This is a genomic window from Candidatus Sericytochromatia bacterium, assembly GCA_035285325.1.
Classification (GTDB): Bacteria; Cyanobacteriota; Sericytochromatia; order S15B-MN24; family JAQBPE01; genus JAYKJB01.
The window spans coordinates 41,852-65,580 of record JAYKJB010000032.1; the positions used below are offsets into that span (position 1 = coordinate 41,852).

The 23,729-nt window shown below is 66.8% G+C and carries 18 protein-coding genes and 1 pseudogene; 6 read left to right on the forward strand and 13 right to left on the reverse strand.

Translation table 11 applies throughout. The features are described from left to right. Positions 1 to 23 precede the first annotated feature (23 nt). The 9 genes from VKP62_05145 to VKP62_05185 all read right to left on the reverse strand — a co-directional run bounded on the left by VKP62_05145 (position 24) and on the right by VKP62_05185 (position 8,595). Complete coding sequence (locus VKP62_05145) at positions 24 to 371, reverse strand: response regulator (protein MEB3196572.1); 348 nt, start codon at positions 369 to 371, stop codon at positions 24 to 26. A 22-nt stretch (positions 372 to 393) separates the two neighbouring features. Then, a complete protein-coding gene (locus VKP62_05150; GenBank protein MEB3196573.1) occupies positions 394 to 1,374 on the reverse strand; it encodes a helix-turn-helix transcriptional regulator in 981 nt (326 codons plus the stop codon). After that, on the reverse strand, positions 1,313 to 1,870 hold the full coding sequence (locus tag VKP62_05155) for a hypothetical protein (protein ID MEB3196574.1): 558 nt from the start codon (positions 1,868 to 1,870) through the stop codon (positions 1,313 to 1,315). Before VKP62_05155 ends, VKP62_05150 begins: the two co-directional genes overlap by 62 nt. A 17-nt stretch (positions 1,871 to 1,887) precedes the next feature. Further along, on the reverse strand, positions 1,888 to 2,661 hold the full coding sequence (locus VKP62_05160) for a glycosyltransferase family 2 protein (protein MEB3196575.1): 774 nt from the start codon (positions 2,659 to 2,661) through the stop codon (positions 1,888 to 1,890). 39 nt (positions 2,662 to 2,700) lie between these two features. Next, the gene (locus VKP62_05165) at positions 2,701 to 3,603 is read right to left on the reverse strand and encodes a hypothetical protein (protein MEB3196576.1); all 903 of its coding nucleotides are present in this window, start codon (positions 3,601 to 3,603) and stop codon (positions 2,701 to 2,703) included. A gap of 16 nt (positions 3,604 to 3,619) precedes the next feature. Continuing rightward, on the reverse strand, positions 3,620 to 6,178 hold the full coding sequence (mutS, locus tag VKP62_05170) for a DNA mismatch repair protein MutS (GenBank protein ID MEB3196577.1): 2,559 nt from the start codon (positions 6,176 to 6,178) through the stop codon (positions 3,620 to 3,622). A 63-nt stretch (positions 6,179 to 6,241) separates the two neighbouring features. Further along, a complete protein-coding gene (locus tag VKP62_05175; GenBank protein MEB3196578.1) occupies positions 6,242 to 7,204 on the reverse strand; it encodes a DUF4388 domain-containing protein in 963 nt (320 codons plus the stop codon). A gap of 177 nt (positions 7,205 to 7,381) precedes the next feature. Continuing rightward, entirely contained in the window at positions 7,382 to 7,978 is a 597-nt protein-coding gene (locus VKP62_05180; GenBank protein ID MEB3196579.1) for a DUF721 domain-containing protein, read from the reverse strand. Beyond that, positions 7,978 to 8,595: a lytic transglycosylase domain-containing protein gene (locus VKP62_05185; protein ID MEB3196580.1), complete on the reverse strand. Its 618-nt coding sequence runs from the start codon at positions 8,593 to 8,595 to the stop codon at positions 7,978 to 7,980. The genes VKP62_05180 and VKP62_05185 overlap by 1 nt, the downstream gene beginning before the upstream one ends. Before the next feature lie 145 nt (positions 8,596 to 8,740). On the opposite strand from VKP62_05185, the gene VKP62_05190 reads away from it, so the two are divergent. Further along, a complete protein-coding gene (locus VKP62_05190) occupies positions 8,741 to 9,274 on the forward strand; it encodes a helix-turn-helix transcriptional regulator (protein MEB3196581.1) in 534 nt (177 codons plus the stop codon). A gap of 61 nt (positions 9,275 to 9,335) precedes the next feature. On the opposite strand, the pseudogene VKP62_05195 reads toward VKP62_05190, so the two are convergent. Continuing rightward, a pseudogene (locus VKP62_05195) lies at positions 9,336 to 9,578 on the reverse strand (glutaredoxin). Between the two features lie 233 nt (positions 9,579 to 9,811). On the opposite strand from VKP62_05195, the gene VKP62_05200 reads away from it, so the two are divergent. After that, positions 9,812 to 11,737 (forward strand): HD domain-containing protein, encoded by a 1,926-nt coding sequence (locus VKP62_05200; GenBank protein ID MEB3196582.1) that lies wholly within the window; start codon positions 9,812 to 9,814, stop codon positions 11,735 to 11,737. Here the strand turns inward: VKP62_05200 and VKP62_05205 are convergent. Together VKP62_05205 and VKP62_05210 are read right to left on the reverse strand one after the other, a co-directional pair. Next, positions 11,727 to 14,792 (reverse strand): BTAD domain-containing putative transcriptional regulator, encoded by a 3,066-nt coding sequence (locus tag VKP62_05205; GenBank protein MEB3196583.1) that lies wholly within the window; start codon positions 14,790 to 14,792, stop codon positions 11,727 to 11,729. The two genes, VKP62_05200 and VKP62_05205, sit on opposite strands and share 11 nt — an antisense overlap. Before the next feature lie 12 nt (positions 14,793 to 14,804). Next, positions 14,805 to 15,635: a hypothetical protein gene (locus VKP62_05210; GenBank protein ID MEB3196584.1), complete on the reverse strand. Its 831-nt coding sequence runs from the start codon at positions 15,633 to 15,635 to the stop codon at positions 14,805 to 14,807. Positions 15,636 to 15,768: 133 nt separating this feature from the next. Between VKP62_05210 and VKP62_05215 the strand changes: the two genes are divergently transcribed. Beyond that, the gene (locus VKP62_05215) at positions 15,769 to 16,053 is read left to right on the forward strand and encodes a hypothetical protein (GenBank protein ID MEB3196585.1); all 285 of its coding nucleotides are present in this window, start codon (positions 15,769 to 15,771) and stop codon (positions 16,051 to 16,053) included. A gap of 66 nt (positions 16,054 to 16,119) precedes the next feature. Here the strand turns inward: VKP62_05215 and ovoA are convergent, their stop codons facing one another. After that, positions 16,120 to 18,531 (reverse strand): 5-histidylcysteine sulfoxide synthase, encoded by a 2,412-nt coding sequence (gene ovoA, locus VKP62_05220; protein MEB3196586.1) that lies wholly within the window; start codon positions 18,529 to 18,531, stop codon positions 16,120 to 16,122. A 185-nt stretch (positions 18,532 to 18,716) separates the two neighbouring features. On the opposite strand from ovoA, the gene VKP62_05225 reads away from it, so the two are divergent. From VKP62_05225 to VKP62_05235, 3 genes are all read left to right on the forward strand, one after another. Continuing rightward, the gene (locus tag VKP62_05225) at positions 18,717 to 20,363 is read left to right on the forward strand and encodes a cation:proton antiporter (GenBank protein ID MEB3196587.1); all 1,647 of its coding nucleotides are present in this window, start codon (positions 18,717 to 18,719) and stop codon (positions 20,361 to 20,363) included. A 175-nt stretch (positions 20,364 to 20,538) separates the two neighbouring features. After that, positions 20,539 to 23,241 (forward strand): carboxypeptidase-like regulatory domain-containing protein, encoded by a 2,703-nt coding sequence (locus VKP62_05230; protein MEB3196588.1) that lies wholly within the window; start codon positions 20,539 to 20,541, stop codon positions 23,239 to 23,241. A gap of 88 nt (positions 23,242 to 23,329) precedes the next feature. After that, on the forward strand, positions 23,330 to 23,729 hold a 400-nt coding region (locus VKP62_05235), incomplete at its 3' end, for a hypothetical protein (protein MEB3196589.1).

Here is a 23,729-nt window from a genome sequence, read left to right on the forward strand (position 1 = left end):
TCTCGGAGCGCGGTGGACGCGCCCTAGCCGTCGCGCCAGGCCAGCAGGTCATTGACCTCTCTCAGGATGTCATCCAGGTCGACCGGTTTGGTCAGACGGCGCACGTTGGCGCGCTCAATGGCGGCCACCCGGTCCAGATCGCGCCCGCTCACGAACAGGATCGGCAGCTGGGTGCGCTGGGCGATCGCGTCCCCACGCAGCAGGGGCAGCGCCACATCGAGCAGCAGCATGTCGGGTTCAAACGTGCGGATGGCCGCCAGCGCACTTTCCCCATCGTGGGCCAGCTGCACCCGGTGGCCAGCCGTCTCAAGCAAGCGCGCCACCATGCGGGCGAAGGGGCGGTCGTCATCGGCCATCAAGATGCGTGCCATGCGGCCTCCTGGGTTGCGGCTGTCACGTGGGCTCCGGGGTCGGCCCCGCTGCGTCGGTCGGCAGCGCCAAGGCGGAATACAGGGCGGTGCGGATCGGGCCGGGCTTCAATTTCACCTGACCGTTCAGCAGGGCGAACAGCGTGTCTGCCTCGATGTGCGTCAGGGCGCTCAGCCTCGCGACGTCGAGGCGTTGCGCGTGTATCGCGCGCAGCACGGCCTGCATCTCGGGCTGATACTGGGCGAAGGGAGGCAGATAGGTCAGCGCGTCATCGAGCTCCGGATCGGACGCCGGCGCGGGGTTGAAGGTTCGCTGCAGGAAGTGTTGCAGCAAGCGTTCGGCAAACGGGTCTGCCGCTTCCTCGGCGGCTGCCAGGCCACCGGCCAGCCGGCTCAGCAACGCGCAGAAGGTGGCGGCGTCCGTTTCCGGGAGCACCCGCCGGGCCGCGGCTTCGAGGCGATCGCGCCAGTGGTCGAGCGGAAGATACTCGGCGAACATCAGCGGGTCCGCTTCGGCCGCAGCGGCGAAGCGCGCGATCGCCTCCGGGTCTCTCGGGAAGGGCGTGCCACCGCGCAACACCAGCTGCAGATGCCCCTCGCTGTAATGCGGCACGATGCGGCGAATCCATTCGGCCTGCGTGATCTGTTTCGCCTTCAGGTGGGCGATCAGACGGCGGGTCGAGGCGGGCAGGACATCGAGCTGATGGCGATACTCGGGAAAGTCGAGCGGATCGAGTCCCAGTGCGGCGGCCAGGGCATGCAACGTGTCGCGGGAGCGAGGAAACGAGACCTTCCCGAGCAGCACCCGTGACAGGTGGTCCCGGGTCAGCCCTGCGGCGCTGGCCAGTTCGGTCTGGCTGAGGCCTCTGGCTTGCAGGGCGTGCCGCACCAGCAGGACCGAGGGGCTCGCATCGGCTGAAATCCGGCCCTTTCGCCCCATGGGGTCAGAGGTGGAGCGAGAGGCTGGCCAGGCCCACGCGATGCAGAAGGTACTGGATGGCCACATCTGCCAGCAGCAGGGCCAGCAGCAACTGGAAACCACGGGGCCCGAGCATGGTGTAAAACGCCACGGGACCCGCCTGCCAGGCCGTGCGGAAGGTGGCCCGGGGTTGTCCCCAGGCGGCCACCAGGGAGCCCACCAGCAAGCCGGCCACCTGCACGAAGAGACCGCCGCGAAACAACAGCGCAAACAGCACCATGCCGAAAAAGGACCCCATCACCACGCGGGGGTTGGGCAAGCCGTACAGCACGCCGAGGCGTGCCGACCAGCGCGGCGCCAGCCAGGAGAGTGCGGCCAGGGCCAGCACCACGCCCGCCGGCCAGGCCAGGTTCAGTCGACTGACCGGGCTCATGGAGACGGCGTAGGCCACGTAAGCCAGCGCGCTTCCGGCCGACACCAGGACACCGGGCGAAAATGGACGCAGGACGATCAAGGCGATGCCGGCCAGTAAACCCACGTGGGCCAGCGCGTAAGCGGGCACGGCCGTATCGAGCGGGAACATCGGGTTCTCTCCGTCGCTCAGAAGTTCTTGAGCTTGCCGTGGAGCTTGAAGAGCTCGCCGAAGGCCCGCAGGATGACCTTCAAATTGGCTCCGGTCGCCTTGCCGCCCACCCGGGCGTAATGCGACACGGGCACTTCGACCCAGGGCGTGCGACGCCGCTTGAGCTTGACCAGCATTTCGGTGTTGATCATGGCCCCCTGACTCTCGGGCATCGCCATTTGCAGCTTGTCCCGCTTGAAGATCTTGAAGGCGCAGTCGATGTCTCGCACGCCAAGGCCGAACAACAGATCGACCAGACAGCGCCAGCCGAAAGCGTTGAATTTCCGTCCGAGGTGATCCTGACGGTTTTCGCGGTAGCCGAGCACCACATCCACCTCTCTCAGGCGCGGGATCAGCTTGTCGAGTTCTCGGATGTCGAACTGGTTGTCCGAGTCCATGAAGAACACGTAGTCCTTCCGAGCGCGGGCGAAGCCGGCCTGCAAGGCTCCCCCATAGCCCTTGTTGGCTTGGTGAATCGGCACGATGCGAGCATTTTCCGCGTGCAGGGCATCGAGAATCTCACCCGTCCGATCTTTGGAGCCGTCGTTGACGACCAGCACCTCGTAATCATCCGACACGCTGGCCAGGTAAGCCGCCGCATCCAGGGCCACCTTGCCGATGATGTCTTCCTCGTTGTAGGCCGGCATCACGCAGGAAATGCTCGACAGGCGCATGGAGGGCTTGTCGGCGGCCAGGGCGGGCCCCGCAGGGGAAAGGGGCAGACCGGCAGGGTCGAGCGATTCGGAAGACATGGTCCTATTTTATCAGATCAGGGGGGCGGGCGACGGGGCTCAGGTTTGCCGTGCGCTGGCGCGGCCGAACCAGAGCGTCAGCCCCGAGCACAGGAGGGCAAAGGCCAGCCAGGCCCAGGCGACCACGGTCTGACGGTCGGCCTGTTCGCGCATCGCTTTCAGGACCGAGTCCCAGGGGCGATCCGTCAGGATACACAGGGCCGGGGGGAGCGGTTCGAGCGTCAGAAACGGTGGTGCCTCCCGCACGATGCCGGTCAGGGACACCTGGCTGTCGCAGGGAATCACCCAGCGCGTCTCCCGGTCGAGCAGGTTGCGTGAGACGACGGGGCTGTATTCCCCCGAGTCGAGTTGTTGAACGTCGGGTGCGCCAGCCGGCACCACCTGGTAGCCATCCGGTTCGACCTGGACGTTACTGGCGGCATCGCCCAGTTTGAAGCGATTGGCGTCCTGTTCCACACCGAAATCGACATCACGCACATAGTCGCTTTCCTCCCCCTCGACCTCCTCCTCTCCCTGGACCTTCACGCGCGACGCCAGGGCGCGCGGTGGGGATTGCAGGGCGGGTGGTATCGGGGTGCCTTGTTGCTGAATCAGGCGCTTGGCGAGCTCCATCTGGGTGCTCGGGGGGGGATCCAGGCAAACCCCGCGGCCCTGCAGCACGATCGGGGTGTCTTTCCAGTCGGCCGGGTTGGCGCGCAGGGCCTCGACCGAGACGACCTTGAGGGCCGCCAGAGGTTCCGCCACCTCGTGCATGCCGCGGGCGCGCAAGCTGCTGGAGAGTCCCATTCCACTCAATATCAAGGCTGACAGGGCAAACACCCAGAACAGGTGGCCGGCGCGGGCCGTCCCGGCCAGGATGGCCAGGGTCTGGTCCAGCAGCAGCACCAGCGTCGCCAGCAGCATCACCGACGCGAGGACAACCGGGATCGAGGCGAGCAGCATGTGGAGAGTCTCCCGTTCAGGAACGCGATGAGAAGAGCGGCAATTGGTGCACCTGCAGGGCCTCGGAGGTCAGCGTCCGACGCAGGCTTTCGGCCAGTTTGTTGTTCTTCTCGAGGGCCTGGAGCACCTGACGCGCCCGTCCCACCACCTCAGGGGGCAGTCCGGCCAGTCGGGCCACCTCGATGCCATAGGAGCGATCCGCTCCTCCAGGAACGACCCTTCGCAGGAAGATCACCTCGTCCTCACTTTCCTCGACCAGCACCCGGTACGAGCGCACGCCGGTTTCGCTGAGCGCGAGGCTGGTGAGTTCGTGGTAGTGGGTCGCGAAGATGGTGCGGGCACGCACCTGGTTGGCCAGGTGTTCCGACACGGACCAGGCGATCGACAGGCCATCGAGCGTGCTGGTTCCGCGTCCGATCTCATCCAGCAGGATCAACGAGCGGGGCGTGGCGTGGTGTAGGATGTTGGCGGTTTCATTCATCTCGACCATGAAGGTGGACTGTCCGGTGGACAGGTCGTCGACGGCTCCGATCCGGGTGAAGATGCGGTCCACCACGCCAATCTGCGCGGCCTCAGCCGGCACGAAGGCCCCCATCTGGGCCATGATCACGATCAGGGCCAGCTGCCGCATGAAGGTGCTCTTGCCGGCCATGTTGGGGCCCGTGAGGATCATCAGGGGGGCTTCGGCGGCATCGAGGGCCAGGTCGTTGGGCACGAAGGTGCCCGTCGGCAAGGCGGCCTCGACAACCGGATGACGCCCCCCCACGATCGTGACGGCCGTCCCGGCGCTCATCGTCGGTCGAACGTAGTGTCGTTCGCTGGCCAGCTCAGCAAAGGCCAGCAGCACATCGACCGTTGCGACGCTGCTCGCGACGGACTGAATTGCCGGCACCAAGGCGTTCGTGGCCTCCCGCAGGGCCACGAAATACTCGTATTCGAGGTGCCAGAGACTTTCTTCCCCGGATAGAATGGCGGCTTCGCGCGTTTTCAGGGCTGGGGTCACGAAACGTTCACAGTTGACCAGCGTTTGCTTGCGCTGGTAGTCCTCCGGGACCAGCTGCCGATTGGCGTGCGTCACCTCGATGTAGTAGCCAAAGGCCTTGGTGTAGGCCACCTTCAAGCTCTTGATGCCGGTGCGTGAACGTTCCTCGGCTTCGAAGGCGGTCAGCCAGGCCTGGTCGCCCTCCAGCACGCTCCGCCCCTCGTCGATCGCCGCGTTGACGCCGGGCCGGATCAGCCCGCCTTCGGTGATGGAAATGGGCGGGGCGTCGACCAGGGTGGCCTGAATCCGATCAGCCAGCGGAGCCAGCTCTGGGGGTTGACTGGCCAACGTCGACAGCAGCGAGGCCTGGCAACCCACCGTCAGGTCGGCCAGGGCGGGCAAGGCCGCCAGCGATTCCCCCAGCGCCCGCAGCTCGCGGGCATTGACCGAGCCCGCGGCCACCCGGGCGGCCAGGCGTTCGAGGTCCCGCACCCGTGCCAGCTGGTCACTCAGCGCCCGCTGGAGACCCGGTTGCTGAACCAGTTCGGCCACGGCCTCGTGTCGTTCGGCGATCGCCTCTAACTCCGTCAGCGGCGCCAGCAACCAGGCGCGCAGACGCCGTCCGCCCATCGACGTGCGGGTGCGGTCCAGCAGGTGCAGCAACGAGCCGCGGCTGCTCTGGTCGCGGGCGGTGGTGGTCAGTTCGAGGTGACGCCGGGTCTGGCTGTCGAGCACCAGGGCGCGCTCTTCCTGCACCGTCCGCAGGCGCGAGAAGAGGGGCAGCTGGGCCCGTTGCGTGTCTTGCATGTAGGTCACGATCGCACCGGCTGCGGCGATCGCCAGGGGCATCTGAGCACAGCCGAAGCCTTCCAGGCTCACGGTGCCGAACTGGGTCATCAGGGCCCGCCGAGAGGCCTCCGGGGAGAAGTCGGCAGGGGGGCGCGGCGTCAGCGCCAGTTCGGGCGGCAGCGCGGCTGCCCACTCGAAGCCGAGCTGACTGACGCTCAGTCGACGTTCCGGGGCGGCGACCCAGCCAATTTTGGCCACCTCCACCGGGACCAGGCACTCGACCGCCGCCAGGCGTTCCAGGGCGTGTCGCACCTGCTGGGCATCGGGCCATTCACTGGTGGCGAACTCCCCGGTCGAGGCATCGCACCAGGCCAGTCCGTAGCCCCGTGGCCCGGCCACCACCGCGGCCAGAAAATTGTTTTGCTTGTCTCGCAGCAGCCCGGCTTCGAGCAGGGTGCCTGGCGTGACCACCCGCACGATCTCCCTGCGCACGAGGCCCTTGGCCTTGGCCGGATCCTCCATCTGTTCACAGATGGCGACCCGGTAGCCCTTGGCGATCAGGCGCGGCAGGTAGTTGTCGAGGGCGTGATGCGGCACGCCGGCCATGGGAATGCGCTGCCCGTCCGGCCCGCCGTCGCGACTCGTGAGCGTCAGTTCCAGTTCCGTCGCGGCGATGCGGGCATCGTCGAAGAAGGTCTCGTAAAAATCGCCCATGCGGTAGAGCAGCAGCACGTCGGGCTGCTGCTGTTTCAGCGCCAAAAACTGCGCCATCATGGGGGTGTAGGTACCGGAGGGTTTCGCCATCACCGCCACCAGTGTCGGGAGTGAACCCTCGATTATAGCGCCTTTGTCCCGGCCTCCGGGACGCTACTTCTTGACCCGCTTCTGGTAGGCCAGCGCTTCCTGGACCTGGCTCGGGCGCACGTAGTTCATTTCCACCAGGATCTCGCCCAGCCACATGTACCGCCCCTTGCGCGCCAGTTCTTGCTGACGCTGGAGGGCTGCCTCGAGTTGCACCTGGGTGATGTGCCCCTTGGCGATCATGTACTCGCCGAACTTGAAGTTCCCCGTCAGGCGCTGGGCGGACTGGTCGTCGATGCTGTCGAAGCTGATCAGCGCCTCGGTCTGAAGTTCCTTGGTGGCCTTCATCAGGCGATCGCCGAGGATGCTCACTTCCTCACCAATCTGGTAGAGGTTGCTTTCGCCGTTGCACTTCATCAACACGCGCCACTTGTCGCCTTCCACGTTGACGCCGCGGGCGAAGTTGGCCTGTAAACTCTTGACGGTGGTGCGCCCCTTGTCCGTGAGGTGGGGAATCTTGGCCAGCGGACCGATCTTGGGCCCCGCGATGGTGGTACGGGTGGATGGGGCGGGCGCTGCCATCGGGCGCGGGGCCGGGGCGCCTTGTGGCGGGCCACCCGGGCCTGGGCCCGCTTGGGGCATGGGACGCGGTGGCGCACTGGGCGCTTGGGGCGGAGCGCCCGGCGGCCTTCCCCCTCCCCCCCGCAACGACATCATGGCGCGGAAGATGCTGGCGTTGTCAGGAAAGTTCATGATGTCTGGGCTGCGCACCATCGAGCTGGTCTGGGTGCCCGAAATGTCACGCACCGTGAAGGTGCCGGTGTTCCAGCCCACCATCTCCTTGAGCGCCTCCATGCCCTTGTTGGGCGGTTGGGCGGCTCCCACGACCTTGCCTTGGAGCACCGTGATCTGGCCGGTGGAAGCGCTCTCGAGGGTCACGATCACATCTGCTCGGATCGATTCGAGGATCCGAACCAGCATTTCAGGTCTGAATCTACCCAGGTCTCCTGAGAGGATGATCTTCGACATCAAGAGCTCCCGACACGTCTCAGCGCGGCCGTGACAACTGAGGACCGTGTCTTCAACCCAACTATACCCCGCGGGCACCCAAGTGTGACAGGCCAGGATTCCTGGGCAAACGCCGCAACGGTGTCGCACCGCAGCCTAGCAGGCCCGAGGGTGGCCACGCTGTAACGTGTCGCACGTTCAGTGCAGCAACGCGCAGGGAGGGCAGTGCGCAGGAGTGCGCGCATCATCGCCCGCGTGCAGGGCACCGCAGCGCTGACAGGGTTTCCAGCCGGCTTGCAGTAGGGCCTGCTGGTGCTGGCGCTGGCGCAGCAGCACGTCCCGCACGCGGCGGGCCACTTGCGGGTCGGAAATCGGGGCGACCTGGACCTCGACCGCCCGGATCGTGGCCGGTGGGAGCGAGGCCAGGCTCGCAAGGGCCTGGCGCAGGCGCCGCGTGTGCGGCGAGTGCGGCTCCTGGGAAGGCTCGTCCGCGCCCGTGGTCAAAGCGCCCACGCGCCAGCGCAGGTCCTCGATCACGCCCCGACCCACGCGAGCGGCGAGACTTTTCAACAACTGCGGCTTCATGAGATTGAGCTGATGGGCCCAGGGGGCGGAGATGACCTTGACGCTCATCACCCCCCGATTCACGTGAAGCGGGCGGGTCTTGGCGGCCGTCGTGGGGCCCACCACTTCCGGCCAAAGCGCCATGGCCACGCTCTCCCGCTGGCGTTGGGCCAGATCCATTCCTGGCAGCGCTTTTCCCAGCGCGTCCGCTAGCTTTTCGGGACGGGCCATCAGGGCTGAGACCGCCCGGGGGCGGACCCGTACAGGTCGTGGTAACGTCGGTAGGCGCGCAGGCACTGGGTCACGTAGGTCTGGGTCTCCGGGTAGGCCCACGCCAGCGGTTCACCCTTCAAGCTGCCCCAGAAGGTCACGTTGCCTTCGCCGCCGTTGTAGGCGGCCAGCACCTTGGCCGGATCCTGAAAGCGTTGGAACAGGTAGTTGAGGTACCAGCAGCCGATGCGGATGTTGGTGGCCGGTCGCTCCAACTGGTCGTCTCGGTAGCCCTTGATGCCCATCTGGCCGGCAGCCCAGCGGGCGGTCTGTGGCATGAGCTGCATGAGGCCGACGGCGCCGACCCGGGAGCGCGCATCGGCCCGGAAACCGCTTTCCTGACGGATCACGGCGGCCACGAACAGGGGGTCGATGCCAAAGGCCCGCGCTTGCTTTTCGACCTCGGTCCGGTAATGGAACGGGTAAAACACGCGTCCCACCAGCGGCAGGTCCGGGAGGTAGATGACCATCAGGCTGGCGATCGACAGTCCCACGCCCAGCACCTGCAAGACCCTCAGCCAGAGGGGGGCGGCAGGCAGGGGGGGGCCTGAGAGGGAGGGGCGGCCGGATGCGGGCATGACTCCGCTATCGTATCAAACGGCGCCTGTCCGGGGCCAGCGGCCCCAGGGTTGCCAGTCGCTCGAATGCTTGTCATAATGTGCCGCGCGTGGAAATATGCACGCGCCGTGAAGAGTCGCACCGGTCGAGTCGAAGGTGGGGACCGTGATCGAGTGGAAGCTGGATGCCTGGATGCAGGCTCACAACGTCAAGGGGCGTGACCTGGCTCGACGGATGAACATCGGGGAGAATTATCTCTCTCGGGTTCGTCACGAGGTGCCGGACCGCCTCAGCTTGTCCCTGCTCGAGTCCCTCTGCCGGGAACTGGGTTGCGGCATCGGCGATCTGCTCGAGTACCGGCCCGCCACGCGCGGTCGGAAATCTGCCGGCGGCGGGAAGAAAGTGGCGCCGGCCGCGCCGCGGCCCAAAGCCCCCGCGCCCAAGCGGCATCCGGAAGCGGAACCGGAATCGGACTTCGTGCAGGACGTGCTGGTGCCCTTGATGGCCGAGATGCCCCCTCCCGCCGCGGTGGCGAAGCTGGTGCTGCCGCGGCGGGAGCGGGCGCCGGTCGAACCGGTGGCGCAGCCCGTGGCGGAGCCTGTGCCAGAGACGTCTGCCGGTGGGGCGGCCACCTTGCGCAGGGGATCCGCCTTGCAGGCCCGGCTGGAAGAACTGAAACGGCGCCGCCAGTCCGAGTGAGGACCCACGGCGCCGTCCTGTTCCGAAGCTTGAATCGCCCTCAGGCGTGGGCCCCAGCGGCTTGCACCAGCCCCTGCTGGAGCAGGTAGGCTTCCACTTCTTCCCCGCTGACATCAGCCAGCATCGTGCCGTTCACTTCCACGCAGGGTTGAAGCGGTTGGCCACTCTTCATCACCATTTCCTGGTAGTTGGCCGGGTTGTTGATGATGTCTTTGTCCTCGTAGGCCAGACCATACTTGCTGAACACGGCCCGGACTCCGTTGCTCCAACCGCAGACGGGCTTCATGTAGGCCACGATTTTCAGTTCACTCACGGCGTATCTCCTCGGGTGTCGGGGGCGGGAAACGTGCGCCCCGTAGGGTCATTTTAGCATGGGGCCCGACCGGGCGGCAGCGCCTGCGGTGGCCGTCTGCTCGGGCCTCTTTCGAGCGGTTCCCCGCTGCCGGTCCGGCCCGTCACAGCGGCCGGCAGGCGCGCGTGGTAGCCTTACGGCGGGCGTCGCTGTCCATCGGCTGGCGCCCTGCCCGGAGCCTGCCCGTGAGTTTGCATTTCACCAGTTCCATCCGCGACCCCATTCACGGTTTGATTCCCCTGACCGCGTGCGAGCGGGACCTCCTGCGGACCCGCCCCTTGGCCCGCATGCGGGGGGTTCGCCAGATGGGGATGGCCTATGTCATCTACCCCGGGGCGCATCACACGCGCTTCGAGCACATGATCGGGGCCATGCACACGGCCTGGCTGATTGCGGGTGACCTGCCCATCTTCGCCCACCAGGAAAAGCGCCTGCTGCGCTTGGCGGCCCTCTGCCACGACCTCGGCCATCGTCCCTATTCCCATTCTCTGGAAGACGCGGCCCGGCGCTACGCCGGCAAGCCCGGTCTTCATTTTCTGGACGACTACCTCGACCACGAGGACTACACGCGCGACCTGCTGCTACACGACCCTGAGATTGGTGAGGTTCTCAGCCGGCATCCCGATTACCGACACATCGACCGGGCCGAACTCGCCGCCCTGGCCACGGGCGAACACCCGCGTCGGGACCTCAATTTGCTGACGCACGGCGAGATCGATGCCGACCGCATCGATTACGTGATTCGCGATAACTATTACTGCGGATTCGCGCATGGCATCGATCTCCAGTCCCTGCGCAACCTGTGGGCGTTGGATGCCCAGCACGGCCTGGTGCTGAGCGCGACGCACACCTACATTGCCGCCCAGTTGCTGGCCGCGCGTTACCAGCTGATCTCCAACGTCCAGAACAACCCGTTGTCGCGCCTCGGTGACCTGTTGCTGGCCGAGGCCATCCGGGAGGCGTTGGTGAACGCGGATGAGCTCGTTCAGGCGCGCTTTCGTCAGGTCGCCAACGAGGGCCAGGACGTCGACATGGAGCATTTTCTGCGGGAACGGGCGCCCCGGGCCTGGGGCGCGCTGGCGGATCTCGTGGCCGGGCGGCCCCCGTTCGAGTTGGTGGAGGCCTTCGACTTCCCGCTGCTGTCTCCGGCTGCCCGCTACGCGCTGCAATCGTTGCATCAACGCCAGGGTAGCGTCTCGCGGCCGCTCCAAGAGCGCTTGCAAGGGGCCCTCGAACGCCCGTTGCTGATCGACATCGCGCGGGTCAGCCCCCCGGTGTCGCCGCTGCGCACCCAGCGGGTCGGCCACGTGCCCTGGCACGGCCGCCTGACCGATCTGCCGATGGTGAGTGGCATCATCACGGCCTCGCTGGAGGCCACCGCGATCCAGGTCTACACGCCGCCGGACGAACCGTTCCGGATGTCCGAGGACGATTTTTCGGACTGGGTGACGCGCTATCGTCGCATCGATCCCTCCATGACGCCTCAGAAGGCGGAACACGTGGTGCAGGAATTCTGGCGCGGGGAGCGCTCCCGATTCGGCCTGCTGCTGGCGCTGGAAAGTCAGGTGATGGACCAGTTGCTGGATCGTCTTCCCCAAGACCCGGCGCGGCTGGACATCCTGTTTCTGACGCTCTACGCGGCGCTCAATCGTCTGGAAGCGGCGCTGGATGAGGCGCGTCTGTACCTCGATGGACGGGAGGCCGTCTGGACCCTGCTGGGCCACCCGGCCGTGCGGGCCATCTGGGCCGAGCGGATACCCGCCAGCTACGGTTCGGATGAACATTCCGGGGCGCTGCGCAACGACCTGCAATACCTGCGGCAATCGGGCCTGCTCTACGCGACCACGCGACTGGAGCGCGTCCGCAACGTGTTCGTGGAACGTCACAAGTATGGCGCCACCGGTTGGGGCCGGCGCCTGGCCAGTCAGCTGCTCGAACCGTTAGAAGGGGTGGAGCTGGCCGAGCGCCTGGCCGTGGCCATGGACGGGGTCTTCGGATCGAGTATCGAGGCTTATCAGGCGTACTTCCAGTTGCTGGGTGACGAAGAGCCCGGCAGTTCGGTGAGACGTCGCGAGTTGCGCCGGCAGATGCCGATCGCGGTCACGCGCTGAACTCTTCGCTCGTCAGGCGCTCGCCCTCGAAACGCTGGCCGCGCATGAGGCGCTGAAACGTGGTTTTCAAGGCCTCACCGGGTTCCAGCCCGAATTTCTTGGCCAGATGCGTCTCGGTGCGCTTGAAATGGCGCAGGGCCTCCTCGCGCTTGCCCAGGCGGGCCAGGGCGATCAGTTTGGCCCGGTGCGCGTTCTCGTGCAGCACATCGTGTTTCAGCGCCTGTTCGGCCACCCGCAGGAGTTCCTTGGCGTCCTGACGGGCCAGGAAGGTTTCGAACAGCGTCTCGTAGCCGTGCTGGGCCATCTGGCGAAAGCGTTCCCGCTCGATCACGCACCAGTCGTCGTCACAGGACGACAGAAAGGGACCGCGATAGAGCTCGAGCGCCCGACTCAGCGATGCCTGGCGCTCCTCAGGCTTCAGCTGAGGCTCCAAGGCGTGGCGCGACAGGTACAGGAATTCTTCCGCGTCGAAACTGTAATGCAGACTGAAATTGAACGTGTAGCGGCCGTCCCGCAGCAGAATGAAGCGGGAGGTCTGATGCTTGTCGAGGTCAGGCTGCAGGGCCTGCCGCAGGCGCGAGACGAGCATCAAAGACGCCGACGAACGTGAATCGCCTTGATGGCCAAAGATGGCGGAGAGTTCTTCGCGGGTCAGGCCGCGGCGATGCAGCATCAGGTGGAGCAGCAACTGCTGGGTCTTCTTGGAGGTCATCAAGGCTTCAATGGGCTTGCCGTGCTCATCCCGCACCTCGACCTGCCCGAAGGCGCGCACGGTCAGCACCGAGTGCAGGGCTTGATCCGCTTGCGGGACGATCCGCACGCGTTCGTGAAAGCTGCGGCTCTCCAGCTGCTTGAGGTGCGCGAAATCATATTCCTCGGCGCGTTTGCAGGCCTGATGAAAGAGCGTGTTGGCGGCCTGGGTGTCGCCGCGAGCCTGTTGGATGCGGGCCAGGGCGAACTCGACCATGGTCTGAAAATAGTGAAAGCCGTGGCGCTCCGTGTAGCGATGAATCGGGTTCAGCAGGTCTTCCGCCAGCTGAACCTCGCCCAGTTCCAGGTGCAGGCGGGCGGTCACCTCGGCCAGGTTGAAGCTGGCCGGGTCACTCAGCGGCAAGCCGCGCAGCTCTCGGGCCTGCGCGAGCAGGTCGGCGGCCCGCGTCCAGGCGCCTTGATGCATCGCCACTTCGGCCTGGCTGGCCAGGGCATTGGCCTGGGCCAGCGTGTCCCCGTGTTCACTGGCGGTATGGCGCGATGATTCGAAGTAGAGGGTCGCTTTGGGCCAATCGCCCCGCTGGGCGTTGATTTCTCCCAGCGTCCACTCGACATGGGCCAGGTCGCGGCCGCTGCCGAGTTGGTTGGCCAGGTGGCCGGCCTGCTCGGCCGCCTCCCAGGCGCCGCGGAGGTTGCCCTCCAGCAGCAGGATGCGCGCCAGGTTGTTGTAGACCATCGGGATCGGCAGTTTGAGGGAGTCCTCGGCACAGCGGATCGCGCCCAGGTAGGTCTCGCGCGCTTTGGCGAATTTCCCGACCTTGGAGTGACACAGCCCCAGATTGATCAACACCTTGCCCTGGCCCATGCGGTCGGTGGCCAAGCCGAACAATCGCAGCGATTCCTCCAAGTACGTCATGGCCAGGGGGAGCTCATTGTTCTGCATGTGATAGATGCCGAGCAAATTGTAGGCATTCGCTCGCCCGGCCAGGTCCTCGGCGGGCAGGACCTCCTTGGCATCGGTGGCGAGCTTGTAGAAGCGTTCATCGCCCCGGATCCCATAAAGCGCGGCCTGCCCGGCCAGGGCCCGGCCCTGCCAGCTGGCATCGTGGCGATGGCGCGCCTGCGACTCGGCGGTCTGATAGTGCGTCATCGCGTCATCCAGCGCGCCAGTGACGCGCTTGAGGTCGCCTTGCAGGCAGGAGAGTCGGGGGGAACCTGCGCGGTGGGCGTCGGGGAACAGCGACAGCAACTCGGCCAGGGCCTGATGGTGGTAGGCCCCGAGCAGGTGTTCGCCGGCCGGGGCCGCCAGCGCCTCCGCCTGGTGCATATCACCTGCCGAGATGAACGCCCTCACCGCGTGCAGCGGACTGATGGTGGTCATGTAAACGCCCAGGCGACGGGCGATTTCTCGTGCATCCGTCTCCGACAGGGTCTGCCCGAACCGATCTCGCGCGGCCGGGTGCACCAGCCAGAGGGGGTGCGGCGATTCGAGCGGCATCAGGATGGGGGGCCAGGTCACGGCGGCCGGCCAGGGGGAGATCGGGTCGGCCACGCTGTGCCAGATGGCGGGCTCGACCCAGGGCAGGTGGGCCGCCGCGGCCAGCACCCTGTCCCAGGGCGGGGGCAGGGACGCGCCGGGCGCGACCCCCTGCGACTGACACCAGAGTCGCCAGCGCCAGTCGAGCCAATCGGACGGACCGTCCGAGGGCTCACCCCAACCGAGCCGTCTGCGCTCCTCCGGCGTGAGCGCCAGCTCGTCGGGACCCAGCAGCACGCATTCTCGCGACAGGGCTGGGAGGTGATTCAACGTGTCCGGGCGATCGCTGACCAGCACCAGCTGGGCGTGGTCCGGCAGCAGATCCAGCGCCAGTTCGATCACGACCCGCAAGGCGGGAGTCGGGGCCGCATCCCACCAGTCCAGGACCAGCACGAAGCCTTGTGGGGCCAGTTCCGCCAGGGCTTCGTGCAGGTTACCGGTGACGGCAGACGAGGCCGCCTTGTAGCCGGCGCTTTCCAGCAGGGGGGCCCAGCTCGGGTCAAACGTGGGGAACACCTGACGGAGGCCAACCAGCAGGTTGGACAGAAACAGGGCGGGGTCCAGGCTGAAGGGTGTCATGTTGTACCAGAGCCCGGGTCGGCCGCTGCCGCGCAGCCAGTCTGCGGCCAGGCTCGATTTGCCCAGACCCGCCGGGCCCCACAGGACCGTCAGACGCTTATCGGGACGCAAGCCCTCGGCCAGCCGCTGCAGCAAATGGGGGCGTGATACCTGGTCTGCCGGCGCACGTGGCGCCAGGAAGGTGAAGGGCAGCCATGGGGGGCTGGACTGGGCAGCGGAGGCGCGCATCAGAGGCCGGAACTATTTCGGTTGTGGACCACCGGGCTCCGGTGCGGAGACGGCCTTCGGGCGCATCGGTTGGCTGTTGAGGACGTCTTCCCACGCCTCCACCTGGGTTTGTAGTTCGGGGCGCAGGCTGGTGACCGCGTTCAGGGCGCGGCCCAGGTGAAGGTTGTCGCCATCCAGCTGCACGCGCTGCCATTCCGCAGCAGGAATGCCGGCGCGCAGGTTCGAGATCAGCGCCTGCGTGCTGTCGTTGAGCGTGTCCAGGTTCAGGGACAGTCCGCGTTGATACGCTTGACCGAGCTTGGCCGTCACCAGGGTGCTGGTCGAGTCAATCGTGATCCGCTGGCCTTCCTCCGGCTTGACGAGGCTCCGCATGCGGATCAGGTATTCGTCCTGGGCGAACACGGTGGTCGCCATGAACGCCCCTTCTCCGCGTGGCACCAGCAACTCGAAGCGCCCGTCGGATTGCACACTGGCAGGACGGACGGAGGCAATCTTGGCGCCTCCGAGCTGCTCGGCACTCACGTTGAGGTCTGCCGGGCGTCCCCGGAAATAAGCCGGCAAGACCACCCGGCCAGGAACGGCGAAGACTGGACCGCCTTCGTTGATCAGCGGCGCGACCGCGCCGGTTGGGGCCGGGACCGGCACCTCGGCGAAGACCGGTCCCCCCTCGTTGATCAGCGAGGCTTCGACGCCGCGTCGAGGGGGGCCCGAGAGCGAACCGACGCGTCCCACCCCTTGCTCGGAGAGGCTGGCCGGTTGGACGCAGGCGAAGAGGGGTCCCCCCAGACACAGCAGGGCCATCAGGCAGAGGCGGCCTTGCAGGGAATTTCGATCGCGCGACATCTGAGCTATCCTCCGGGCGTCCCGCCCCTTGGCTTCATACCCGACGAGCGTGTAGGCTTGCTGCTGAGCAGCGAAACTGTTCCATTCTTACCATTCCATGCCGCCCATCATTTTCCGGGTTAAAGCCCGGTAAATGTTGCTGCTGCTAGCGTCAGGCCAAGCGCCCCTCCGGGGGATTGCCGCCCCCGGCTTCAGGATGCCTTCCGACTTTCGTCCGCGCAATCCGGCTCACGCCCGCCGTCTGGTCGCTCAAGCCCCGCCGGCCCGTCCGCTGTCGAGCCGGGCCTGGGAGATCGTGCGACTGCTGGCGGCCGCGGTCGGTTTGCTTAGCGGGATCGTCGGCTACAGCTTGGTGCATCCGCCCTTGGCACCCGTCGTGCTGCCCGCCGAGCAGCCCGGCCGCCTGCCGAGCCCTTGAAAGAGACCAATCCAAAGCCGTCAGCCCGCTTTCACGGGGCACAACGCCAACAGCCGTGTCGGTTGGTTACTTTCGCCGCCAGATCGTCGCGTGCGCGACGCTCCACTGGAATTTGCGGTGATGCTCACGAATCAGGAAGGGCATGTCGTGTTCCGCCACGCGTTCGAAGTGGTCGGCCAGCACCTGAGCGACCCCTTCCGCACCGGTTCGCGCGACCCCCTCGTGAGACACGCCCCCCAGCCACTCGGCCTTCGGGGTAAATTCCGCCAGCCAGGTGTACGGCGTGGTCAGCATGAGCAGCCCGCCGGGTCGGACCCAGCGGTGAATCGCGGCCAGGCACTCGGCCGGGCGGGTCAGGCGATCCACCAGGTTGGCCATCAAGACCGCATCGAAGGGTTCCCAGGCCAGTGGCGGCTGGTGGGCGTCGGCGCGTTCGAAGCGCAGGCGCGTGCCATCGATGCTCGGATCGAGCGTGACGGTGCGCTCCACACCGAGGTCACCCTCGTCGCGCCGGAAGTAGCTCAGCTGTCCCTGTTGTCGCAAGGCGTCGGCGGCTTCGACGAACGCTTCGCTCCAGTCTGCCCCCAGCACGAAGGCAAAATCCCGGGCCAGTTCGAAGCTCGCCCCGCCCAGTGCGCAGCCGAGGTCGAGCGCGCGCGTGCGCGAAAGCCCTTCTTCGAGGCACGCCTCGCTGAGCAGGCGGGCGCAGCGCTGCGGAAACGCCAGGCCGTCCGTGGGGCCATGGGGCCAGGGCATGACGTCTTCCGGGCGGCCGTGGTGCATCAGCACGTACTCGTCCACCAGGCGCTTGGACTCGTATAGGGAGTGGCCGTCCGGCGGGGCCGGCGTGGTGACTGCCAGCGCGCTGCCCCGCCGGCCGACCCGGATGGGGTCGCTGGTCGCGCCCTTGACCAGGCGAATGCCGGCGAACTGGTGAAAGTGTGGGCGGAAGTGAAAGCGGGCCCATTCGCTGGCCTGGTCGCCGGTGCTGACGAACGAGCCACCCAGAATCATGGTGTGCTCACCATCGTAGCAGGGCGCGCTGAAATCATCGTAGAGCGGATCGAGGCGCGCCTCCGGAAGGGGGTGGAAGTCGTCGGCCAGCCAGGTCCAGAGGTTACCCAGCGGTGTGCTGGGGAAGCCCTTCCGGGCCCCCGTGTCGACGGGCCAGGGAGAGCCCCAGGCCAGATTGCAATTGCGGCCGAGCTGTCCCATGGCCGGGCCATCGCAGTGCATGACCGGGTCCGGCCCGGGCAGCCCGGGTTGGTTGGTGGCTGTGCGACCTCGGATGGCGTGGTGTTCGGCCTCGGTCGGCAGGCGCAGCAGGCACCCCTCGCGGGCGGCTCGCCAGCTGGCAAAGGCCTGTGCCTCATGGGCGTTCACCTCGACCGGCCACGACCAGGGCATGGGCACCTCGGCGAAGGGCAGCCGCAGCCTGAAGCGATGCGTCCCGGCCGGGCCGTCCGGGATCCAGAAGGTCGGCCACTTGATGTTGCGGAAGGCTCGCCAGGACCAGCCTTGCGGGGTCCACCAGCGCGCCTCGCGATAGCCGCCATCTTCCACGAACGCGTGGAATTCCCCGTGGCTGACAAGGTGCTGCGACACCTCGAACGCGCCGACCTCGCGGGTGTCCGTTCCGTATTCGTTGTCCCAGCCGAAGGAGGGGAAATCGGCCGGTTTGCCCAGCGTGAGGCTCGCGGCCGGTATTTTCACAAAAGGGTTCTCGGGGTGGTCGACGCCGGCACGGGGCCGCGCGGACGCTTCGGCTGAGCACGACGGGTGATCCGGCGGCCAGTGCAGCGGGCGCTGCACCAGGGCGAGCGGGAGTTCGCGGATCAGCACGCAAGAGGTTTCCAGATGGATGCGTTCGTGCTCGAAGGCCATGGCCAGGGCCCACAGCAGGCTGCCGTCGGCGAAGCTGGCACCCGGCTGCAGGCGCGGGTCCGTCTGGATCAGCCCGCTGACCACTCCGTAGACTTCCCGCCGATAGGCCATCACGGCCTCGACCGCCGGCCAGGATTCGTCGTTCTTGCTCATGTTGTCCCAGGACATCTCATCGACGCCGGTCTCGAACAGCCGCTCGAGCTCGGCATTCACCGGGGCGTCGAGGATGCCCGCCACGCGCAGCTTGTTGACGTAAAGGCAGGCCGGATGCCCCAGGTAAAAGACCATGGGGTGGCGCAGGCCATGCGCCGGCGGCCGGTAAAACGCTTCCTCATCAGCCAGGGCCGAGAACAGCACCTCGGTGAGGGTCCAGGTGTTGTCGAAGTAGGCCTGGACCGCCTCCCGATTGGCCTTGGCGAGGTCGAGCAGCGGCAGGGCGTGCAGGTGCCCGCTGGGGCGATACCCCGGCGTGTCTTCCGGCGCGCGCCCGGTCCACCAGCCGGTCGGCCTTGGTCCTTGCAAGTTGTAGGCGGGGGCGCGGCCCAGATTGTGGCGCCAGGCTTCCCCGGGCAAGGTGGGTTGAGCGGTCAGCAAGATGAACCTCCGGGGCGCGGCCCCATGACATCCAAACGTTGCATTGTATCAGGAGACCACGGCACGTCGCTTGGGGCATGCACCTGAGGAGCCACGGCTCGGGAAGCTGCCTGGCGTGGCGAGCCGGTTCCTGACTCGCCTGCCGCGCGCGGGTATAACGCCCCGGCGAGGGAGGAACTTCCGGAATGCATCGCGAGACGCTCATGGCGCTCGAACTGCTGGCGGCCGTGACGATCGTGGCCGCCGTGGCGCGGCGTGCCGGTTTGCCCTATGCCACGGCCTTGGTGGTGACCGGGCTGGGGCTCGGCTACAGTGGCCTGCTGCCGCCGGTCAAGCTCGATGCGGAATGGATGCTGGGGCTGTTCCTGCCGATCCTGCTCTTCGAGGCGGCGATCAACACCAATGCCTCTCACTTGCGGGATGACCGCGTGCCCGTGGGCCTGCTGGCCTCGGCCGGGGTGTTCGTGTCGGCTGCCTTCACAGCGGCCGGGGTGGCCTGGGCATTGGCCCTGCCCTGGCAACTCGCGTTGCTGATGGGCGTGATGTTCTCGATCACGGACACCGTCGCGGTGCTGGCGGTGTTTCGCAGCCTCAAGGTGCCCGCGCGCCTGGCCACCATCATGGAGGGCGAGAGCCTGTTCAACGACGGGGTCACGCTGGTGCTGTTCAAGCTGGTTCTGGCGGTGGTGCTGACGGGTGCCTTTCACCCAGGCGGCACCTTGCTGGAGCTGGGGGTGGTGTCATTTGGCGGCATGACGGTCGGGATGCTGGCGGGCCTGGCGGCAACCTGGGCGCTGCGGGCCGCGCCCGACCACCTGAGTGAAATCGCCCTCACGGTCTTGTTGGCGCTCAGTACCTATCACGGGGCCGAGTGGCTGCACGTGTCCGGCGTGATCGCCGTGGTGGTCGCGGGCTTGGTGGTCGGGAACCACGCCTGGAAGCGCGCCCTGGCCCCCAGCAGCCAGATCGCGATGGGGTCGTTCTGGGAATTTGCCGCCTTTGGCGTGAACTCGCTGGTGTTTTTGCTGGTGGGGCTCAACATCCCGCTGCAGTCCCTCTGGCAGCGGGCCCCCGAGATCGCCTGGTGCACCCTCGCGATCGTCGTGGGGCGTGCCGTGGCCGTTTACGGCGGGTTTTCGACCTTGCGCCTGCTGCGCACGCGCCCGGTTCCGGCCAGCTGGCAGCACGCCATGGTCTGGGGCAACATGAAGGGGTCATTGACCATGGTGCTGGCCCTGTCCTTGCCGTCGAGCGTGCCTCAGCGCGATCTGGTCGTGACCGTCACGGTCGGCGTGGTGCTGGTCTCGCTCCTGCTCCAGGGCCTGAGCCTGGGCGCCTTCATCCGCTGGCTGCGCATCTCAGGAGTGTCCGCGCTGCAGCGACGCTTCGAGGAGTGCCAGTTGCAGCTGATCAGGGCCCGGGCGGCCCAGACCGAGGTGGGTGCGCTGGTGGAGGCCGGGATTCTCTCGCGCAGCGCGTATGAACGATTGAAGGCCCGCTACCAGGTGATCGTGGCGCAGTCGGAGCGCGAGTTGCGGCGCTTGGGCACGGAGAACCAGCTTTACATGGACGAGGCCCTCGCGCATATCCAGCAACGCGTGTTGCAGGTGGAAAAGGCGGCCGTGCTGAGTGCCATGCGGCAAGGTCTCGTCTCCGAGCAGATCGGGCTGGAGTCGCTGCAGGCGATCAACGCCCGGCTGGTGGCGGCCGAGCAGGCCCATGCCAGGGCCGATACCGACGGGGGCCTGCTGCCGGATGTGGGGCCATTTTCCGAGGAGGCGGCGCGCCGCGATGCCGAGCTGGCCGCTCAGCGTGGTCAAGCTGGTAAATAGCCAGAAATTGGCGCCCTACAGATCGTTCGATCGCCTGCCGAAGTTAGAAAGGTATTTCCCTGAGGTACAAGGGGTCGGGGGATAACCTGAGACTCCATCTCACGGGAGTGGGCCGCACGGTGGCGGGCAGCTCTCGCATTTTGCGTTCGACGTGGAGAGGAAGGAGACGCCAAGCATGTTGCGTTCTTCTCAGTTTCGAGGTTCCAGTCTCCCCCTGATGCTGGCGCTGGCGATCGCCGGGTGCGCGCCCGGCTTCCAGCCGGCCGGCGGCCTGGGCGTGCCGGGTGCGCCGGCGGGTGACGTGGCCGTCATGCAAGACCTGCTGGCCGCCGGAACCGTCAAGGGCCGCGTCATGGCCTTCGATCCTGCCAAGGGGCGCTTTGAGCCGGTGGCCGGTGCCAGCGTGGCCGTGCAGGGCGGCCCGCAGGTGGCCACCTCGGACGCCAACGGCTTCTACACCCTGACGGGGGTGGCGCCGGGTGCTCACATGCTGCGCGCCACCAAAGATGGCCTGACCCAGGCCGAGGCGCCGATCCACGTCAACAAGGTCATGGGCATCGCGGACGTGCACCTGGCGATGGGCAAGCCCGCCTACGGGCTGAAGCAGACCCCAGCGACCGAGCTGTTCACCGGGCCGATGACGGTCTTTGGCGTGGTGCGCGACCCCCGCGGCTGCGCCGTGCCCAATTCGACGCTTTACGTGACGAGCTCCAGTGGCAACGTGGTCGGCATCCTTGCATCGGACCATGAAGTCGATGTGGTGCCCTCGAGTGCCGGCGCAGCGGCGGTCGTGACGACCTTGACCGGTTTTTACACCTTCAGGGTGAATGACGCCGACGATTACACGCGCGTCACGATTTCGGCCTCGGGCCGCACCCGCGGCGGCATCGCCATGGAACGCAACAAGACCACGGTACAGGAGGGGGGCACCTACGCGGTGGACCGGCTCGAGGTCGAGACGGGCGGCGGACGCACCGTCACGGACGGCAGCAAGCCTGTCACCTCGGCGTTGTGGACCCAAGGTTTCGACATTCAGTTGAACAAGTTTCTCGGCACCAAGCCGCCCACGTCGGTGGGGTCCTACGTGACCGGGGCGCAAGCCAAGTTTCGCGTGGCCGAGGGGCTGAGCTCCCGGCCCGACGAGTTCTTCATCCGGCTACGTCAGGGCAAAGAAGATTACGACATCGTCCCGATCGCCGTCACGGCTGTGGCGGGCTCGGCGATTGCACGGGAGGTCACCTTCCGCGTGCCCTCCACCATCTCCACGCTCAACAACTTCACGGTCACGATCATGCAATTGGGGCTGACGCCCTCGGCGGCCTCCCTCAATCTGCGGGCCACCTCCTTCGGGGAGGCCGAGTACCGCAACACGATCGCCTCCACCACGGCGGCCACCCTCACCGACGTGACGACCAACTACACCACGGCGGAGGCCCATTTCATCAATGGCGAGGAACTGCAGGTCGATGTGCCGGTGCGGAACGCCCACACGCGTCTGACGCTCGATATGGCCCTGACCTTCGTTACCCCAGGCGTGGCCTCGATCACCTCGGCGGAGTTGCAAAACCTCACGGCCGGCACCTCGGCCAACCTGACGGCCAATTATGACGGCGTGAGCAAGCGGGTCAGCGTGCCTTTCGAGTTGCCGCCGCGGAGCAGCACCTCGCATGTTGAGTACAGCGTCAGGGTGCGCTTCAAGACCGCGGCGCCCACGGGCAGCAGCGCGTACACGCTCAGCAGCATGGCGCTGGAAGAGACGTCGATGGGATACAAGACGGCCGATGCGTATTTCGCCACGGCGACCTTGCCGGTCACCTTGGGGAGCTTCGAGAGCACGCAGGGCAACTGGGCCATGCAGAAAACGATCGACGAGACGGAGATCGCCAACGGGTTCGCCACCGTCACCTTGGCGTTCGAATTTGACGGAGACTACCTGGCCTCCTACCCGATGCCGGCTGTGCGCGTGGTTGATATCACCCCGATCGACTACAACACGGAGGCGTCGGAGCCCGCCAATCCGGAGGTATCCGGGGGAACGATCCTGCACGATCTCACCGCCAGCCCCGCGCAGGCCACCGTCAACGCCGGCACTTCTGCCCTGTCTCGGCGCGTCCAGTTCCGCGTGCTCTGGAAGGGCCAAAATCAGACCGTGCCCGTGACGTTCGAGCCGGGAGACTACGATCTGGCCGCCATTCAGGGCACCCTTGACACCGCCTTCGGGGCGGCTACCGACCCGCTCCCTGCCGGGACCGTCGTGGCCACGCAGGCAGGTTCCAACACCCCCTTGCGTTTCGTGCTTGGGGACGGCGGCACGGCGATCGAACTCGTCACCACCGGCTCTGCACTCACCGAACTGGGCTTGAACACGACGACCACGGCGATCGCCACGCGTGCGGAAGTCGTCGGCTACGTCGAAGCGGCGAAGGCCGCCACGCCCCCCGTGGATGGCTGGACGGTCAGTGCGGTGTCGTCGGACGTGGTGGTCGGGCCCTACGATGTCGATGGTATCCTGGTGCCGGCGCTCACCATTCGCTCGGGTGCCTTGCGCGGCCGTCAGGATGCCAAGGGCCGCTCGGTCTTCGCCTTCGAGGCCGTGCCGGGTGCCAGCGGCACCCTGGAGAACGGGACGAACTTTGGCATCTTTAACCTTAACCGTTTCGTGGTGAGCTATCGGATTCAAAGCCCGGACGGCAGCGCCTTGCCGCCATTTTATGGGGCTGCTATTCCCTACACGGCCCTCTTTCCCAGCAGAACCAGGATTGTGGCGGTCGCCTACCCCTCCACCGGGGCCGGCGCGTTGCTCACCTGGTTCAACCCGACGGGCCTGGCCACGCACTTCCTGGAATTCTTCAAGGATTCAGGAACCGGCGCGTTCTGACCTGGGGGCTGAGCCTCTTCAGGCGGGAACTGAGGGGTGGCGACGGCTTCCCCGACTGGACGCGTGATCGGGAAAGGAGGTTTGGGCAGTGTCCCTGATTCGACGGAGCGCTCTGGCCGCTGTCTGGGTGGCCGCCCTCGCTGGCGGGGGCTGCTTTGCCGCTCCTCCCCGTTCGGCTGGTCTGGCGGTGCCGACCGCCACGGGGCCAATCCGGCCGCCGCAAAAGGCGCAACTGGCCCCGATCGAAGCCCTGCTGAGTCCGGATGGCCAACCCGTCGTGAATCCTGCTTCGCTGCGTGACCCTGTTCCCAAGGTGGCACGGCCCGCGGATGCGCCGCCCGAGGCTGGGATGCCGGAGGTGAAACAACTCCCGAACGGAGGCGAAGCGCCTCGTTCGGGCGATGAGCCCGCCTCGCTGGAGTCTCAAGCCGGCGAGTTGCCCGTTTACGCCGTCGAGGCCCCGGCCGAACCGCCCGCCAGCGCCTTCT

Bases quoted from the DNA above. Each gene is read 5' to 3' on its own strand.
- VKP62_05185 (MEB3196580.1), bottom strand. From the start codon at position 8,595: ATGCCCGCATCCGGCCGCCCCTCCCTCTCAGGCCCCCCCCTGCCTGCC.
- VKP62_05160 (MEB3196575.1), bottom strand. From the start codon at position 2,661: ATGTCTTCCGAATCGCTCGACCCTGCCGGTCTGCCCCTTTCCCCTGCG.
- VKP62_05165 (MEB3196576.1), bottom strand. From the start codon at position 3,603: ATGCTGCTCGCCTCGATCCCGGTTGTCCTCGCGTCGGTGATGCTGCTG.
- VKP62_05175 (MEB3196578.1), bottom strand. From the start codon at position 7,204: ATGTCGAAGATCATCCTCTCAGGAGACCTGGGTAGATTCAGACCTGAA.
- VKP62_05155 (MEB3196574.1), bottom strand. From the start codon at position 1,870: ATGTTCCCGCTCGATACGGCCGTGCCCGCTTACGCGCTGGCCCACGTG.
- VKP62_05180 (MEB3196579.1), bottom strand. From the start codon at position 7,978: ATGGCCCGTCCCGAAAAGCTAGCGGACGCGCTGGGAAAAGCGCTGCCA.
- VKP62_05205 (MEB3196583.1), bottom strand. From the start codon at position 14,792: ATGCGCGCCTCCGCTGCCCAGTCCAGCCCCCCATGGCTGCCCTTCACC.
- VKP62_05215 (MEB3196585.1), top strand. From the start codon at position 15,769: ATGTTGCTGCTGCTAGCGTCAGGCCAAGCGCCCCTCCGGGGGATTGCC.
- VKP62_05225 (MEB3196587.1), top strand. From the start codon at position 18,717: ATGCATCGCGAGACGCTCATGGCGCTCGAACTGCTGGCGGCCGTGACG.
- VKP62_05145 (MEB3196572.1), bottom strand. From the start codon at position 371: ATGGCACGCATCTTGATGGCCGATGACGACCGCCCCTTCGCCCGCATG.
- VKP62_05150 (MEB3196573.1), bottom strand. From the start codon at position 1,374: ATGTGGCCATCCAGTACCTTCTGCATCGCGTGGGCCTGGCCAGCCTCT.
- VKP62_05230 (MEB3196588.1), top strand. From the start codon at position 20,539: ATGTTGCGTTCTTCTCAGTTTCGAGGTTCCAGTCTCCCCCTGATGCTG.
- mutS (MEB3196577.1), bottom strand. From the start codon at position 6,178: ATGGCGAAACCCTCCGGTACCTACACCCCCATGATGGCGCAGTTTTTG.
- VKP62_05210 (MEB3196584.1), bottom strand. From the start codon at position 15,635: ATGTCGCGCGATCGAAATTCCCTGCAAGGCCGCCTCTGCCTGATGGCC.